Annotated in this window: 21 protein-coding genes; 3 read left to right on the forward strand and 18 right to left on the reverse strand. The window is 53.0% G+C overall.

Features of this window, described 5'->3' with window-relative positions; translation table 11 throughout:
• Positions 1–118: 118 nt before the first annotated feature.
• The gene (locus MJA45_RS13815; protein ID WP_315607830.1) at positions 119–475 is read right to left on the reverse strand and encodes a group I truncated hemoglobin; all 357 of its coding nucleotides are present in this window, start codon (positions 473–475) and stop codon (positions 119–121) included.
• 192 nt (positions 476–667) lie between these two features.
• Between MJA45_RS13815 and MJA45_RS13820 the strand changes: the two genes are divergently transcribed.
• The gene (locus tag MJA45_RS13820) at positions 668–976 is read left to right on the forward strand and encodes a hypothetical protein (protein WP_315607831.1); all 309 of its coding nucleotides are present in this window, start codon (positions 668–670) and stop codon (positions 974–976) included.
• Positions 977–1047: 71 nt separating this feature from the next.
• Here MJA45_RS13820 and MJA45_RS13825 read toward each other — a convergent pair whose 3' ends face one another.
• A complete protein-coding gene (locus MJA45_RS13825; protein WP_315607832.1) occupies positions 1048–1431 on the reverse strand; it encodes a DUF302 domain-containing protein in 384 nt (127 codons plus the stop codon).
• Positions 1432–1506: 75 nt separating this feature from the next.
• Positions 1507–1842 (reverse strand): rhodanese-like domain-containing protein, encoded by a 336-nt coding sequence (locus tag MJA45_RS13830; RefSeq protein WP_315607833.1) that lies wholly within the window; start codon positions 1840–1842, stop codon positions 1507–1509.
• 114 nt (positions 1843–1956) lie between these two features.
• Here MJA45_RS13830 and MJA45_RS13835 point away from each other — a divergent pair, with 114 nt between their 5' ends.
• Together MJA45_RS13835 and MJA45_RS13840 are read left to right on the forward strand one after the other, a co-directional pair.
• On the forward strand, positions 1957–2187 hold the full coding sequence (locus MJA45_RS13835; RefSeq protein ID WP_315607834.1) for a hypothetical protein: 231 nt from the start codon (positions 1957–1959) through the stop codon (positions 2185–2187).
• Positions 2188–2201: 14 nt separating this feature from the next.
• Entirely contained in the window at positions 2202–2543 is a 342-nt protein-coding gene (locus MJA45_RS13840) for a hypothetical protein (RefSeq protein WP_315607835.1), read from the forward strand.
• A gap of 21 nt (positions 2544–2564) precedes the next feature.
• Here the strand turns inward: MJA45_RS13840 and MJA45_RS13845 are convergent, their stop codons facing one another.
• From MJA45_RS13845 to MJA45_RS13915, 15 genes are all read right to left on the reverse strand, one after another.
• Positions 2565–2876 (reverse strand): rhodanese-like domain-containing protein, encoded by a 312-nt coding sequence (locus MJA45_RS13845; protein ID WP_315607836.1) that lies wholly within the window; start codon positions 2874–2876, stop codon positions 2565–2567.
• A gap of 39 nt (positions 2877–2915) precedes the next feature.
• Positions 2916–3161, reverse strand: a complete 246-nt coding sequence (locus MJA45_RS13850) for a metal-sensitive transcriptional regulator (RefSeq protein WP_407083159.1) — start codon at positions 3159–3161, stop codon at positions 2916–2918.
• Between the two features lie 48 nt (positions 3162–3209).
• A complete protein-coding gene (locus tag MJA45_RS13855; RefSeq protein WP_315607838.1) occupies positions 3210–3683 on the reverse strand; it encodes a DsrE/DsrF/DrsH-like family protein in 474 nt (157 codons plus the stop codon).
• Positions 3684–3730: 47 nt separating this feature from the next.
• Positions 3731–4522 (reverse strand): sulfite exporter TauE/SafE family protein, encoded by a 792-nt coding sequence (locus tag MJA45_RS13860; RefSeq protein WP_315607839.1) that lies wholly within the window; start codon positions 4520–4522, stop codon positions 3731–3733.
• A 317-nt stretch (positions 4523–4839) separates the two neighbouring features.
• Positions 4840–5067 (reverse strand): sulfurtransferase TusA family protein, encoded by a 228-nt coding sequence (locus tag MJA45_RS13865; RefSeq protein ID WP_315607840.1) that lies wholly within the window; start codon positions 5065–5067, stop codon positions 4840–4842.
• A 14-nt stretch (positions 5068–5081) separates the two neighbouring features.
• Complete coding sequence (locus tag MJA45_RS13870; protein ID WP_315607841.1) at positions 5082–6230, reverse strand: MBL fold metallo-hydrolase; 1149 nt, start codon at positions 6228–6230, stop codon at positions 5082–5084.
• Between the two features lie 15 nt (positions 6231–6245).
• Positions 6246–6821 carry a sulfurtransferase TusA family protein gene (locus MJA45_RS13875; RefSeq protein WP_407083133.1) on the reverse strand — a complete coding sequence of 192 codons (576 nt, stop codon included), beginning with the start codon at positions 6819–6821 and terminating at the stop codon, positions 6246–6248.
• 190 nt (positions 6822–7011) lie between these two features.
• Positions 7012–7722: a class I SAM-dependent methyltransferase gene (locus MJA45_RS13880; RefSeq protein WP_315607842.1), complete on the reverse strand. Its 711-nt coding sequence runs from the start codon at positions 7720–7722 to the stop codon at positions 7012–7014.
• A gap of 24 nt (positions 7723–7746) precedes the next feature.
• Positions 7747–9336: a WD40/YVTN/BNR-like repeat-containing protein gene (locus MJA45_RS13885; RefSeq protein ID WP_315607843.1), complete on the reverse strand. Its 1590-nt coding sequence runs from the start codon at positions 9334–9336 to the stop codon at positions 7747–7749.
• Positions 9323–9898 carry an RNA polymerase sigma factor gene (locus MJA45_RS13890; protein ID WP_315607844.1) on the reverse strand — a complete coding sequence of 192 codons (576 nt, stop codon included), beginning with the start codon at positions 9896–9898 and terminating at the stop codon, positions 9323–9325. The genes MJA45_RS13885 and MJA45_RS13890 overlap by 14 nt, the downstream gene beginning before the upstream one ends.
• Before the next feature lie 68 nt (positions 9899–9966).
• Entirely contained in the window at positions 9967–10647 is a 681-nt protein-coding gene (locus tag MJA45_RS13895; RefSeq protein ID WP_315607845.1) for a serine/threonine protein kinase, read from the reverse strand.
• A gap of 135 nt (positions 10648–10782) precedes the next feature.
• The gene (locus tag MJA45_RS13900; RefSeq protein WP_315607846.1) at positions 10783–11562 is read right to left on the reverse strand and encodes a LamB/YcsF family protein; all 780 of its coding nucleotides are present in this window, start codon (positions 11560–11562) and stop codon (positions 10783–10785) included.
• Positions 11563–11574: 12 nt separating this feature from the next.
• The gene (locus MJA45_RS13905; RefSeq protein WP_315607847.1) at positions 11575–12579 is read right to left on the reverse strand and encodes a 5-oxoprolinase subunit C family protein; all 1005 of its coding nucleotides are present in this window, start codon (positions 12577–12579) and stop codon (positions 11575–11577) included.
• Positions 12576–13313, reverse strand: a complete 738-nt coding sequence (pxpB, locus tag MJA45_RS13910) for a 5-oxoprolinase subunit PxpB (RefSeq protein WP_315607848.1) — start codon at positions 13311–13313, stop codon at positions 12576–12578. Before pxpB ends, MJA45_RS13905 begins: the two co-directional genes overlap by 4 nt.
• A 121-nt stretch (positions 13314–13434) precedes the next feature.
• Entirely contained in the window at positions 13435–13764 is a 330-nt protein-coding gene (locus MJA45_RS13915) for a hypothetical protein (RefSeq protein WP_315607849.1), read from the reverse strand.

A 13764-nucleotide genomic window follows, 5' to 3' on the forward strand; every position in this document is an offset into this window, starting at 1 on the left:
TGCAGCGACATCTTAAGAAAAAAGAGAAAAGGAAAGAATCCAAGGGGCAGCCTGCCAGGGCCGTCACTTGGATTCTTTCTTTCGGCTTTCTCGTCATACACCACAGGTCCCACTTGTTTTATTTGTACAAGATATCGTTTCGCAGGGACTCCACCTTATCCAATGCCGCCGCTATGTCCTCTTCCTTCCCGCCAAAATGCTCCAGTGCGGCCCGCAGGTGTCTGACGATCGCATCGAAATGTTCCGGCTGCAAATTCATTCCTTCATGTACTTTGGCCATCGCTCCACCGCTGTAGTTATTAGGCCCGCCTAATGCGAAGCTGATAAATTTAGTCTGATGGCGCCGCTGCTTCTCCATATCGGTATTTTCGAAGAAGGCATTCACCTTCTGATCCGCTAGAACCAAGTCATAAAAATAATCCACTACTTTCGAAATGTTCTCCTCGCCGCCAAACTTGTCGTATAAGTTACTCATAGGCCCTCCCTAATTTTTTGTTTGGAATAGTTTTTCCCACAAGAAACCATTTCATGTAACGGCTATGTTGTCGATTGTAGTTTCAGGCTGGACAAAGAGTGTTAAGAAGAATAGAAGGATAATGTTGGTTTCCCTTACCATTAAACAAATGAATTCAGTCTGAATCCAATCGGATTACAGGAGGAGAGGAATATGAACTCGAGAGAAGCTCGCGGGCCGCAGCTCAAGAAGTCGGAAGTCCTCCGAATGTTAGAGGAACAAATCGCCATGGAGAAGAAGAGCTTGAAGGAGAAGGGCTCGGAACAAGAAGCTACCCCCGCACTGGAAAAAAGTCTCTCCTCTTACGAGACGGTAGCGAACAGCCGGCAAAGCACCTATCCCGTAGGCAATGCCGAAGAACTCGATGAGTATCTGATGGACCAGGATAGAAAAACCATCCCCTACTCGCTGATCAAGGCTGACGTCAAAGTGGCGACATCTCCGAAAAAAGAGGAAAAGTAAAGAATCCAAGCGGCAGCCTGTGGGGGCTGAGCCACTTGGATTCTTTTTTTGTTAGGCTTATCGCTCTAAGTTTAGATGCTCTTGTCGACGCAAGCGGTCAACCGCTCCTCGATATCCCGGGCAATGCTCATTAACGTATCATTCTCGACCAATCCGATTAGAGCGGACGGCTTCGGCATGCCGATCTTCGTCGTCCCGTTCTCCTCATAAACGGCCAGCTTGCAAGGAAGGAAGTACCCGACCAAAGCATTTTCCGATAGGACCCGTTTCGCTTCAACCGGATTGCATACCTCAAGGATATGATAAGGACGGTCCAGCTCCACTCCTTTTTCGTTCAGCTTTTCCTTCATATCCAGGTGCCAAAGCACACCGAACTTGTCCTCCTTGAGGTTTTCCGTTAAGGCATCGATGGCTTGTTCAGGGGTCTTGGTGGTCTCTACCGTATAATGAAACATGGATATCGCCTCCCGATATTATGACTATCGTTTATCTTTACCCTAATTAGCGGCAAGCTATCGCAACTGCCTGCTTTACTTGCCTGCCAATGGCCCGTTCCATGCGTTGAGGCCGCCCTGCAGGTGGGCGAGATCTTGGTGGCCATTCTTGATTAGCAGCTTCGCCGCATTTTGGCTGCGCATTCCGCTTCGACAGTATAGCAGCACCGGCCGATCAGGAGATACTTCGGAAAGCCTCCTGGACAATTGGGAAAGAGGTAGGTTCTTGGCTCCGGCAATATAGCCGCCTATATACTCGCCCGGCTCCCGGACATCGAGGATCAGCGGTTTATACCCAAACCACACGAGAAGCGCGATGATGAGGATGTTGAGGATAGTCCCGGTATCCATCTCGACAACTCCTTTCTTCATTAAGGTTGCATGGATAACCATTATTTTGGCAAACTCCACAAGAATGCTGCAAAATCACGAGGACATAATAAATCCGAATCAAGCAAGGCAAACTTCGCTGAAGGGGAATGCATAATGCAAATATGGCTGTATGCTTTATTGGCAGTTGCACTGGTCATTTGTGTCATCTCACTTGTTGCATCCGTCAATCTCATGAAGAAGCAGGAACAAAAGGAGCTGGATAAAGGGGTCAATGCCTTCTCGACCAAACACCATATTTTGGGGAACCGCATGCTGCTCACTTACGTTTTGTTTCCTGTAACCGTGGTGCTGTTATCCTTGATCGTCCTGTACTATCTCAAATAAAGGAGTCCTTTCGAATGGATAAGAAGACCTATTATGTTTCCGTCCAAGCAGGTACTATTCACGAAAATCAAGGAGAAGCCTCGTATGAATTTGAAGTTAATGCAAGTTCTGAAGAAATAAACAATCTGCAAATGCTTCTTGAACTCAAGTCAGAGCTTGACGACTCCACATGTCTTCGTGCCATTACTCCAGAAATTCCTTATAGCGACGATATCGAGAATGTTGCCTATGACAACAATTTAAAAGAAATTTATTCTACGATTGGTTCACTTAGCGACCAAGCTACCAAAGACCAAATTGACAGCATGGATTTAGATCATATCGGCAATTGGGCTATAAAAAACCAGGCGGAGTGATTGCTGCCTATATAGTATGGTTTACACGAGTTTGTCCGTCCAGGCATTAAGACCGCCCGTCATATTCACTACATTAAATCCCTTCTCACTCAGCATTTCACAAGCGAGCCCGCTGCGATTGCCGCTGCGGCAGATGACAATGGTTTCCTTCGACGGGTCCAATTCCTGCAGCCGACCGAATAGCTGGCCTACCGGTATGTGCACGGCTCCGGCGATATGTCCGGCTGCCCACTCCTCCGACTCGCGGACATCCAGCAGGAAAAGCTTTTCACCGGCATTCAATCTCGCCGCTACCTCCTGCGGCGTCGTAGCTTTTGGAAAGGTAAATGCCATTTTGCTTCTCTCCTAACTTCGATATTAGTCTGCTCCAATTTAGCGGCTTTTTACGAGAAGCTCAACGGCTTCGTGAACCATTTTTCCGGTATCCTGGGTGCCCTTGGCTTGCTCGGCCATTAGGCACTGCTGCAAATTCTCGGCCACAATATGAGCAATGGCCTTGTCCGAAGCGTTACGGACCGCCGACAACTGGCTAACGACATCTTTGCACGATTTGCCTTCCTCCATTAACCGCAATACTCCTCGTACCTGCCCTTCCAATCGGCGCAGTCGTCTTCTCATCTCTTCGGTATAGTTGTACTCCACGAATATCCGCTCCTCTCTTCTGAATTAGATAAAGAGATTCACTTTACCATTCGACGCATCCCCTAGATAAGCGGCCACACCGGCGTACTCCAAGCCATCGATGAGCTCTTCCTGCTTCAAACCAAGAAGATCCATGGTCATGGTGCAAGCCACCAGCTTCACGCCTTGCTCCCGGGCAAGCTCGATTAGCTGGGGCAGCGTCAAGGCATTATGCTTCTTCATGACATGCTTGATCATTTTCGGACCCAGTCCCCCAAAATTCATTTTGGAAAGACCGAGCTTGTTGGCCCCGCGCGGCATCATCCAGCCGAACGCTTTCTCAAGAAACCCTTTCTTTGTCTGGACTAGCTCGTCCTTCCGCAGAGCGTTTAAGCCCCAGAAGGTGAAGAATATCGTAACCTCATGATCGTAGGCTGCCGCACCGTTCGCAATAATAAACGCTGCGATCGCCTTATCGAGATCGCCGCTGAATAGGACAATGGTAGATTGATCAGACATTAATAAGACCCACCTTTCTCTTATGGTAGAAATTCAATTTTTTCGGTTCAATCAAGAATAGACGACCAAACCTTGACGGCTGTAATGGCGATCAGAACAACAAGGCCATACCGCAAAATCTTCACATTGATTTTCGAGCTGACCCACGATCCGAGCGGTGCGCCGATTACGCTTCCCACCACGGTTAAAACGGTCGGCCAAAGGGGAATATCCCCTCCCGTGAACTTACCTAGAACGCCACCTACGGCCGATAGGAAAACAATGGCGAGGGAAGAAGCGATTGTCGTGCGTGTCGGAATGGCAAGAACGGTCAGCATAATCGGGATTAAGATGAAGGCTCCTCCCGCCCCTACGATGCCGGACACGATGCCGACGGCAAAAGCAGATCCCGCGGCGATCCATTTGTTGTAGGACAGAGGATCCGCCCCGTCTTCTTTGCCTTTACGCGGGATCAGCATGAGGATCACGGCTAAGACGGCCAGAATTCCATAGATCAAGTTGATGATATCGCCGCTCAGTCTGCCGGATAGGAATCCGCCAATCAGGCTTCCCGCCAGGATGCTGCTTCCCATGTACAGAACAAGCCCTTTATTAATGGCTGCTGGTCCGGCTTTGCTATTCTGCCGAAACGCCAAGACCCCGGAGAGCGAAGCAAAAAAGACTTGAAACATGCTGATGGAAGAGACCTCGTTAGCCGAGAAATGGGCTACCCCTGCCATGGCCGGTACATACAATATGAGAGGATAATTGATAATGGCGCCGCCAATCCCAAGCAATCCCGAGAAGAAAGACCCCACCAGGCCGAGGACCAGCATCACAAGAAAAAGTGGAACATCCATCCCTCTCCCCCCCTTCTGCTGTTTTGTAGAGAAAAGGTAACTCTCCCCCTGTACGTAACCTGAAAAAAAGGATATAATTAAACCAAGTAAACTCATTGGAATGTGGTGATAATTTTGTTTTCTAGAGTGAAGGCCCTCTTCCAGGACAAGTGCCCTGTCTGCCGCGGGAAGCTTCAAGCCGTAAACGAAGCCGCCTGCTGCACCAAGCTCTGTCCACAGGGGCACTATAAGGAAGAGAATTATGGGACCCTTGGGGTAACCATCGTCTATGACGGTTGTAAATAAGCGAACACCCCTTCCGGTGTCCGCTTATTTTTTTATATCTTCTTCACAAAGAATTTATAGATGCCATTATCCTCTTCATAACCGAGAAGCTCATGATTGGTTTGCTTCACCCATGCCTGAAAGTCATTAACGGAACCCTTGTCCGTAGACTGAACCTCCATCACCTGACCGCTTCCCAGGCTGTCCAGTGCTTTCTTCGCCTTCACAATCGGCATCGGGCATGCCATTCCTTTTGTGTCTACCATCACATCAGCTTTCATTGTGTAATCCTCCTTTATTTGTCGTGTACGGCGCAGCGGTTCGGACCGATTTCCATCTCGCGCTGCTCCTCTTCGCTTGGTGTTCTTTTGCCCATATTGGTTTCGCGGATTTCCTGGTAGCTATTGGGCTGAGGCGGGAGGTTCTCCGTTACCGTGCGCCGGAAATCATCCTCCTCGGAAATATTTAGCCCGGGATTCTTATGATAGAGCTCCGAGAGCTTCGTCATCACCCTTCCTCCTTCGCCCAATTCCGTTATTTTGCCGAAATGGGCCGGGAGAACAATCAAATCCTGGGGCAAGCCTTTGTACCGGTTGTAGAGGGTTTCCCGGAGATCGCCTACCCAGTCCTCCGCCTTGCCGGCGAGGTCAGGACGTCCGATCGACTCGATGAATAGAATGTCACCAGACAGCAGATACTGATCGTCAACAATGAAGGAAGTGCTGCCAATCGTATGGCCCGGTGAATAGACCGGTTGAATGCGGATGGTCGTGCTGCCGACTGTAATGTCCCGGCCTTCCTCCAGTCTCTCATAATCGAATGTCACCTCTCCCGCGTCTTTAGGCGGCAGCCAGTAGGCGGCACCGGTTTGCTCGGCCAGCTTACGTCCACCCGAAATATGGTCGGCATGCAGATGAGTGTCCAGCGCGTGCTTGATAAGGGCCCCTTTGTCCTTCGCGAATTGCTCAAATACTTCCGTCATTCGAAGCGTATCGATGACGGCCGCCTCCCCATCGGAAATAACCATATAGGACAAGCAGCCTTTGCCGATTCGAACGAACTGGTATAAGGTACCGCCGCCGGCGAGCGCGCCGATCTTTACCGGCTCCAGGTGTTCACTCCAGGATTTCATGCCGCCCTTAAGGTAATAGACCCCTTTCCTGCCTGCTTCCATGAGCTGCTCCGCCACAAATAGGGAGGAACCTTCCTTGGCGCAGACAACCAGCACTTTTGCGCCTTCCGGGATTTGCTTGAGCGCCTCATCCACGCTGTCCAGCAGGTCGAAATACGGGATATTGACAATCTCGATGCTTTCGCCTTCGATCTTCCAATCGTTAAAATCACTTTCATTGCGAACGTCCAGAATAAACAATTCTTCCTTGGCCAGGACAATACGGGTAAGCTCCTTGGCCGTCATCACGTTTAGATTTGTTGTGGCCTCCATCCTTACGTTTCCCCCTTAGTTGGTTTTATCTGTCGGACCGGTCCAACCGGTCATTCCGGGAATAATATTCTTCACATGCTTAAAGCCTTTGTCCGTAAGCAGCCGGCATGCCAGGTCGCTGCGGGTGCCGGTTCGGCAAATGACATGAATGTCGTCCTCTTGCTTCAGCTCGTTAAGACGGCTTTCCAGCTCGCCCAGCGGAATGGATACGGCACCGGGTATCCGATGAAAAGCAAACTCAGCGGGCTCGCGGACATCCAGGATCGTCAGTTCCTTATTCCCGGCCAGCATCTTCTCCAATTCCTCGTTAGTCACCAAATGAGGGTGTTTCTTCTCTTCCTTTACTTCACCCGGGCTTGATTTCCGAATGAAATGCTTTAGAACCTCTCCTTCTTCTACGGTTCCCAAATACTGATGGCCGGTATTCTTGGCCCAGCCCTGCATGTCTGCGAGGGAACCTTTATCCGTCGCCTGAACCTCGATGACCTGGCCGGGTTCAAGCTGGTCGATGGCCTTCTTTGTTCTCACGATAGGCATAGGGCAGGCAAGCCCTTTGCAATCCAATGTTTGATCGGCTTTAATGTCTGACAAGGTAAACCCTCCTATTAAGTTTGGAATTTAATTTAATACTTATACCCCTATGGGTATAATACAAGGGGGTGATCACTTTGTCAATCGTCTCCCGGTGGTTTCATAAATGGAAAAAAGGACAACCCGATTAATCTGGCTGTCCCATAGGGATGGACGAACTATGCTTTTCAAGCAGGCTTACTGCGGCGCTTTATTTTTCCGCGTGGATCACAACGACCAGGCCTTTGTATTTCTTTTCTACCGTAACAATCCGAAAGCCGGCCTTCTGGATCATGTCCACCGCATTCCGGTTCAGGTGGCATCCGTCACAGACACGGCTCCAGGCCGGAGTTAGCCAATCCTGCAACCGTCCCCACAGCGCATGATTCATTCGCACATGCTCCAGGAATACCAAAGTCCCGCCCGTCTTGCAAACTCTTTTCATTTCCAGCAAGGCCGATTCCGGATCCGGAATCGTGCATAAGACCAAGGTACCCACAACGGCATCGAAGGTTTGATCCTCAAACGGCAGCTTTTCCGCTCCTGCGCCGACTACCTCAATCGGAACGGATGCTTGCTCCGCTCGAATCATGGACTTTTCCCGCATGACGCGATTCGGCTCTATGGCGACGACCTGGTCAGCCTCCCGGTAACATGAGAAGTTTAAGCCGGTGCCCGATCCGATTTCCAACACGTTTCCTTTTACCGTTCGCAATAGACGTTCCCGAAAGGACCGGATGATTTTATTTTCCAATGGCCCCATGAGCCGGTCGTAGTTTCTGCTGAAGAAGGTCATTATCGATCCGCCTTTTGCGACCCTATGGACGCCGTTAGTGATGGTGAAATGCTGCGGTGATGCACTTTGGTGTAATAGTAATATTCTTTTGGCAGCTTCTATTTCCTGCAAAAGAAAAAGCCGCATCAGGCGGCTTATAAATGGAGGCCTTTACAGCTTCCCGCTGCTCGTATAGATAGGCTGCCACGTCCGGCCCCCATCCTTGGTCATGTAGTAGCTGCCGTCGGCGAGGGCATAACCGGTTTGCTCATCCGCGAATTGCAGCGATCTCACGCCTTTGAGCGGCAGCGGCTTGGAAGCATCCTTCCGGTTGTTGATTACCTCCGACCAGGATTTCCCTCCGTCCTGAGTTTTAAACAGTGCCTCCCCGTCCGTGACAAAACCGAGCCGCGCATCCAGAAAACTGTAAGAAGCCGGTTCACCGGGAGCAAGAGACAGGGGAGCCAATGGGCTCCAGGTGAGTCCTCCATCGTGGGTCTCATAAAACAGCTGGGTGACCTCCCCCCCATTTCCCTGTACCGCCAAAAAGCCGTCCTTGGCCGATACAAATTGCGGGGTTCCCGTCATGATTCCGTCAGGGCTGTAGCCGGAGGGCAAGCGGATGGTAGCCGGCTTCCAATTCACTCCGCCGTCTGTCGTGGCGTAAAGCCAGATACCAGGTGCCGCGGAATACCCGGTTAAATAACCGTGCTTGGAATCGGCAAACACCAAGCCGGTTTTGCCGCCGCCAAACGGAAGCCCATTGGAGCGGGGACGGTTCTCGGGATCGTTGCCCGCCGCAAGAGTCCAAGTAGCACCGCCGTCGGCCGTGCGGAAGATCTCCACGGGATTCGAGCCCGCCGCGACCCCCCACGACAGCAGCATCCAGCCATGCTCCGGGTCGGCGAAGGTTACTTGGACGATGTCCGGATTTCGGTCCCGGGCGAACGACGATTCCAGCTCGCTTTGCTGCCAAGACTTGCCTTCGTCCTTAGTCCGATAGACCGTCACCCGGGGTTTCCCCGCCTGCGGCACCGCCACGACGGCCGTTTCCTTATCCAGGAACGCCGCTTTAGCTGGACTCTGGGAAGCCGCTTTACCCGACGTATAGTTTGGCGGAGTAACGAGATTCCAGCCGGTGCCTGGCTTGGCCGTCCGCCAAACGTCCGCTGCCGTAAGAAGCCAACCGGTTGAAGCTTCCGTTTTGCTGTCCAGGGCTTCCGTAAAACGGGAATCCAGACCCGGCGCCTCGGTTTCGGTGTTGGCCAGTACTTTTGCCGTTATCCCGTCGACATAGAAAATGTCCTTGTTTCCTGCCGGAAACTCTCCCTCCACTATCCAAACAGGAAGCTCTTGGTGCTGAGCCTCCACCTTCATGGATTCGTTGAAGCGAGCCGTCCACTTCACGGATGGATCCGCATTGTGCTCCTTCGCAACCCGCAGTGCCGTCGCTTCGTCTATATACGTCGGCTTCGGCGTGGTTCCGGCTGTCGGAGCGGGGGAGGCAACAACGGTTTGGGGAGCAGGCTCGGTTACCACATTCATCGGCAGCCAATCGCCCCCGCGCCACACCAGCCCAACTCCGATGGCAAGAACACACACCGCCGCCCCCCAAGCTGCCCATCGTTTGCTCGGCCGTCTATTGAGCTTGGCCTGCGTCACCCGTTTAAGCGTGCCTTCCACATGCCGCTGGGTAAAGGTCGCCCCGGCAAAAGGACCTTTGGCCAAGTGATCGTACCAGTCGGGTCTAGATCGTTTCATAGCCTTCCCCCTCCTTTAACGCATCGGATACTTTTTTGCGCGCCCGGTGCAGCCGTGATTTTGCTGTGCCCTCTGAGATGCCAAGCAGCGAGGCCATTTCCTGCATGCTGAGTCCGTACTTCACCTCAAGAACAAGCACTTCCCGGTACTTGGTTGGCAGTGCAAGCACCAGCGCCCATAGATCATGAGCGTAAGCATGCGACAGATATTCCTTCTCAGCCGACTGTGACGCTTGGCGGTCCGGCCGGAACCCGACGAGCAGCACCTTACGAAAGAACGCGGACTTGCGGTAATTGAAAACCGTATGGCGGGTAATGGCAAGCAGCCAGGTTTTGACCGACGATTCCCCCCGAAACGTACTGATCCGCTGAAACGCCTTAAGAAACACATCTTGGGATATGTCATCCGCCAGATGAGGGCTTTTCGTGAGGACAAAGGCGTAATCCCATACGCTCTGTCCGTAGCTGTTCATCAAATCACGCAGCCCGTTCTCATCCATCCGGCTCATATGGCGCAAATACTCATGCTCCACCCCGATCACCTCATCTATTAGACAATTCATCGGTTCGTAAGTTCCCCGCCGGTCACCCAAATTCTAAAAAAATATAAAAAAATAGCGCCGGCTTGGCGCTACTTCATAAATTTCGAGAACAGCTGGGAGATCCGCTGGGCGAACTCCTCTATGCTTCCGTTTGCCTGGTCGAGGCGGTTGTAACCTTTTTTGATCGAATCCAGCACCCAGGCAGGGACTTTACTTCCTTCCACACTCGGGTAAAACAGACGGTAAGCCCACACCAGATGCTCCCAACGCTTGTCGTCACCGTCCCGTACATATTCGGACACGTCCAGTATTTTGGCGCGTCCGTTCTGAAGGAGAACGTTTTTCAAATGAATGTCTCGCGGATTCAAGCCTCTGCTGCGGACAAGCGTGCGTGCTTCCTCCACATCGCGGATCACCTGCTCGGGAACCGGAATGCCTGACGTAAGACACTCGTGCAGCGTCGGCCCCTCTTCATAGCTGATGACCAGATAATGCTCTCCTTCCCCATAGAACTTCGGAAAAAAGGGAATCCCCGCAAGCCGTTCATAAACCTGTTTTTCGATTTCCTTTTTCGGCAGGGCAAGATCGGAATAGACTTTGTACGCGTACCCGGGTGTGCCGTCATAGGTGAATGCGGCGGCATCCGTCCCGATTCCTATACAATGCAGCCCTTTTGCAGATCCGGTGATTTCGACCATCTCATTAAGCTCACTACCGGTAATCGTAATTTTGCGAAGCGGTTCATCCGCCTCCCGCCAATCCGGTTTCATCCAGCACATCCTTTCATCCTACCAGCGCGGCTGATGCCATCCTCCCCTTAGCTTGCTCGGCTTAAGGGTCATCGTAACCGGACGCTTCCCAAGTTATACGCATGAAAGGGCTCCGGGGTGCCATAAAAAAGCCCGTTATGTCCGAACCTTCATTGTTTGACCGATGGGCTGCACGACAACGCCGGATTTCTTCAAAGAATCTCTAATGGTCTTGGCAAAAGCGAGGGCATGCTCCCCGTCTCCATGAATACAAATTGTGTCCGCTTGAATCCCAACGTCCACGTTCTGCTGCGACAGCACCTTACCTTCGTTCACCATGCGGAGCACCTGAGCCACCGCCTCCCGGTCATCGGTGATGAGAGCATCCGTTTCTCTTCTCGAAGTTAACGCTCCGTCCGCCTGGTAAGTGCGGTCCGAGAAGACCTCGCTTGCCGTGCGAAGTCCCGCCTTCCGGCCTGTCCGGATCCACTCGCTTCCGGCGAGGCCGAACAGGATCAGCTCCGGGTCCACCTTGTACACGGCTTCGGCTATTGCTTCGGCCAGGTCCGGTTTCACGGCCGCCATGTTATACAATTCCCCATGCGCCTTCACATGCTGCAGGGTTCCGCCTTCCGAGCGGACAACTCCCCACAAGGCGCCGATCTGATACACGACGATGTCATAAGCCTCCTGAGGCGAGATTTCCATCCTTCTACGGCCGAAGCCTATCAAGTCCTGCAGACCGGGATGAGCCCCGATAGCGACTCCCTTCTCCAGGGCAAGCTTGACCGTTCTTCTCATGGTGGAGGCATCGCCCGCATGAAAGCCGCAAGCAATGTTCGCCGAGGTGACATAAGACAGCATTTCGGCGTCCTGTCCCAGCTTATACGCTCCGAAGCTTTCTCCCATGTCGCAATTAAGGTCAGCATATTTCATTTGGTTTCCCCCTTACTGGAAGAACATTTGAATGCTCAGTTGAAGCAAGTCCAAGTTCCATTCGGTCCGCAGCAGCGCAGCCTGCGCCTCCTTCAAGTCAACTAGCCGAAAGCGTATCCGGCTGCCGATTGAAGCCTGGGCAAGCAAAGGCAGATCCGCCGTCATGACCTGAGCCACCTTGGGATAGCCTCCTGTCGTCTGCCGGTCCGCCATCAAGACGATGGGATGTCCGTCCGGCGGCACTTGAACGGTCCCGAACGCTACCGGCTCGGACAGCAATTCTTGTGGCTTGGCCATATACAGAGGCGTCCCGGACAACCGGTAGCCCATCCGATCGGATTGGGGAAGGACCTTGAACTCCGACTCGAAAAAGGCTTTCCTGCCGGCTTCCTCCAACCAATGGTACTGGCCTCCGGGCATCACCCGAATTTCGGGGTTGGCCTTGTAGTCGGGGACCATTTCATAGGACACCCGCCAGGCAGGAGCGCTGAAAGGCGCCTCGGGCGACTGTTCGCTTAATCGGCGCATCATGCGCTTCCCTAGCGACGTGGCGGGCTTGAGGAGGAGCCGATCGTCCGCTTGAAGAGCACGGCCTTCGAAGCCGCCAAGCCCTGCGCGCAGATAGGTCGAGCAGCTGTTCATTCGCGGAGGGACGTTGAAACCCCCGGACACAGCCAGGTAACACCGGCAGCCCTCACGAGCCGAGCCGAATTGAAGCGTCCCTCCTGCTCTTACATAAATGGGCCTCCAGGAAGGGATGGGGATCCCGTCTATCCGCGGCGATAAGTCTGAGCCGCACAGCGAGATAAGTGCCGGCTCTTCAAAATACAGCACGGGTCCCGTTACCGTCATTTCCAGCGTGGCTTCCGCGTCGTCATTGCCAACCAGACGATTAGCCGCTCTGTGGGCAAAGCCGTCCATGGCCCCGCCAGCCATAACCCCATATTTCTGGTACCCGTACCGGCCCAGATCCTGCAAGGTGGAAAGCAGACCCGGCCTACGTACCTGAATGGTCATCCTCTTCCCTCCCACCGGTCATACTCCTTGCGGGTGATCGGATAGAACCGGATGCGGTCGCCGGCTTCCAGCAAGGTGGGGGGCTCTTTATCCGGCAAAAACAGCGGCAGCGGCGTTCGGCCGATCAACTGCCAGCCTCCCGGGGTCTCGATCGGGTAGATCCCCGTTTGTTCCCCGGCAATCCCAACCGTTCCCGGAGGAATGGATAACCGGGGAGTTGGTTTCCGCGGCGCCGCTATCCGTTTATCCATGCCTCCCAGATAGGGAAAGCCCGGGGCGAACCCCAGCATATAAACCAAATACTCCGTGCCCGCATGAATCCGGATCACTTCCTCCGCGCTCCAGCCGGTCATTCCGGCGACGTGCTTCAGATCCGGTCCAAGTTCTTCCCCGTAGCAGACCGGGATTTCGACGACCCTATGGTCGGGGACGTTGTCCTCCTGCAGATGGTCCAGCAGGTTCTTCAGCCTGCTCTCCACTTCTTCGTAGGGATACCGTATTTCCTCTAGCGAATTGGACCCGCCGGTTGTCCTAAAAATACGTACGGGATCGTAGACGACGGTAACCGAAGCGTAGGCTGGGATCACCTCCACCATCCCCTCGAAGGAATGATTCTCCAGATAGCGCGACAAAGCTCTTACTTTCGTATGGGTCTCCTCGTCGATCCGGTTACCCAGCCTTATGATAATGGCGCTATCCCCGAGCCGGGTCATGTCCACGTATTGAATACCCATCCCCCCCTTTACCGTCTGTTCTTTCTTGTTAAGAAAGCGCCGCTTTCTATCTTCCGGGCCGTTAAAAAAGGATAGAGCCTCCGGCTTTTCCGGAATAGCCTCTATCCCTATTCTACCATTCTCAGCCGATATACACGACGGCCCCGCCCCGCCTGTATGCTTTCGGCAGCTCCGTTTCGAGCAGCTCGAGCCGGCGCAGCATATGCTCCCGGTCCTCCCCGTCCATACGGGTGTGTGCCCATTCCTTGAGCCGGGCGACTTCCTCGAGTACTGCAGGAATGTCCTCGCTCTCCACATCCGTTCCGTCCTGAAAAAGGGCGGCCCACTGCAGATTGAGTTCCTCGACGGCCGGAAGCCAATATTTCGAATAGAATGATTCCGTCGCTACAGGGAGCATAAACGAGCTTTCAAACTCATCTTCCGGATCGATAATGATCGCGCTGATCGACAT

It is taken from the genome of Paenibacillus aurantius, assembly GCF_032268605.1.
GTDB lineage: Bacteria > Bacillota > Bacilli > Paenibacillales > NBRC-103111 > Paenibacillus_AO > Paenibacillus_AO aurantius.

Coding starts and splice junctions, on each gene's coding strand:
- MJA45_RS13815 (WP_315607830.1), bottom strand. CDS start 475: ATGAGTAACTTATACGACAAGTTTGGCGGCGAGGAGAACATTTCGAAA.
- MJA45_RS13820 (WP_315607831.1), top strand. CDS start 668: ATGAACTCGAGAGAAGCTCGCGGGCCGCAGCTCAAGAAGTCGGAAGTC.
- MJA45_RS13825 (WP_315607832.1), bottom strand. CDS start 1,431: ATGTTTCATTATACGGTAGAGACCACCAAGACCCCTGAACAAGCCATC.
- MJA45_RS13830 (WP_315607833.1), bottom strand. CDS start 1,842: ATGAAGAAAGGAGTTGTCGAGATGGATACCGGGACTATCCTCAACATC.
- MJA45_RS13835 (WP_315607834.1), top strand. CDS start 1,957: ATGCAAATATGGCTGTATGCTTTATTGGCAGTTGCACTGGTCATTTGT.
- MJA45_RS13840 (WP_315607835.1), top strand. CDS start 2,202: ATGGATAAGAAGACCTATTATGTTTCCGTCCAAGCAGGTACTATTCAC.
- MJA45_RS13845 (WP_315607836.1), bottom strand. CDS start 2,876: ATGGCATTTACCTTTCCAAAAGCTACGACGCCGCAGGAGGTAGCGGCG.
- MJA45_RS13850 (WP_407083159.1), bottom strand. CDS start 3,161: ATGAGAAGACGACTGCGCCGATTGGAAGGGCAGGTACGAGGAGTATTG.
- MJA45_RS13855 (WP_315607838.1), bottom strand. CDS start 3,683: ATGTCTGATCAATCTACCATTGTCCTATTCAGCGGCGATCTCGATAAG.
- MJA45_RS13860 (WP_315607839.1), bottom strand. CDS start 4,522: ATGGATGTTCCACTTTTTCTTGTGATGCTGGTCCTCGGCCTGGTGGGG.
- MJA45_RS13865 (WP_315607840.1), bottom strand. CDS start 5,067: ATGAAAGCTGATGTGATGGTAGACACAAAAGGAATGGCATGCCCGATG.
- MJA45_RS13870 (WP_315607841.1), bottom strand. CDS start 6,230: ATGGAGGCCACAACAAATCTAAACGTGATGACGGCCAAGGAGCTTACC.
- MJA45_RS13880 (WP_315607842.1), bottom strand. CDS start 7,722: ATGCGGCTTTTTCTTTTGCAGGAAATAGAAGCTGCCAAAAGAATATTA.
- MJA45_RS13885 (WP_315607843.1), bottom strand. CDS start 9,336: ATGAAACGATCTAGACCCGACTGGTACGATCACTTGGCCAAAGGTCCT.
- MJA45_RS13890 (WP_315607844.1), bottom strand. CDS start 9,898: ATGAATTGTCTAATAGATGAGGTGATCGGGGTGGAGCATGAGTATTTG.
- MJA45_RS13895 (WP_315607845.1), bottom strand. CDS start 10,647: ATGAAACCGGATTGGCGGGAGGCGGATGAACCGCTTCGCAAAATTACG.
- MJA45_RS13900 (WP_315607846.1), bottom strand. CDS start 11,562: ATGAAATATGCTGACCTTAATTGCGACATGGGAGAAAGCTTCGGAGCG.
- MJA45_RS13905 (WP_315607847.1), bottom strand. CDS start 12,579: ATGACCATTCAGGTACGTAGGCCGGGTCTGCTTTCCACCTTGCAGGAT.
- pxpB (WP_315607848.1), bottom strand. CDS start 13,313: ATGGGTATTCAATACGTGGACATGACCCGGCTCGGGGATAGCGCCATT.
- MJA45_RS13915 (WP_315607849.1), bottom strand. CDS start 13,764: ATGTCGATCAGCGCGATCATTATCGATCCGGAAGATGAGTTTGAAAGC.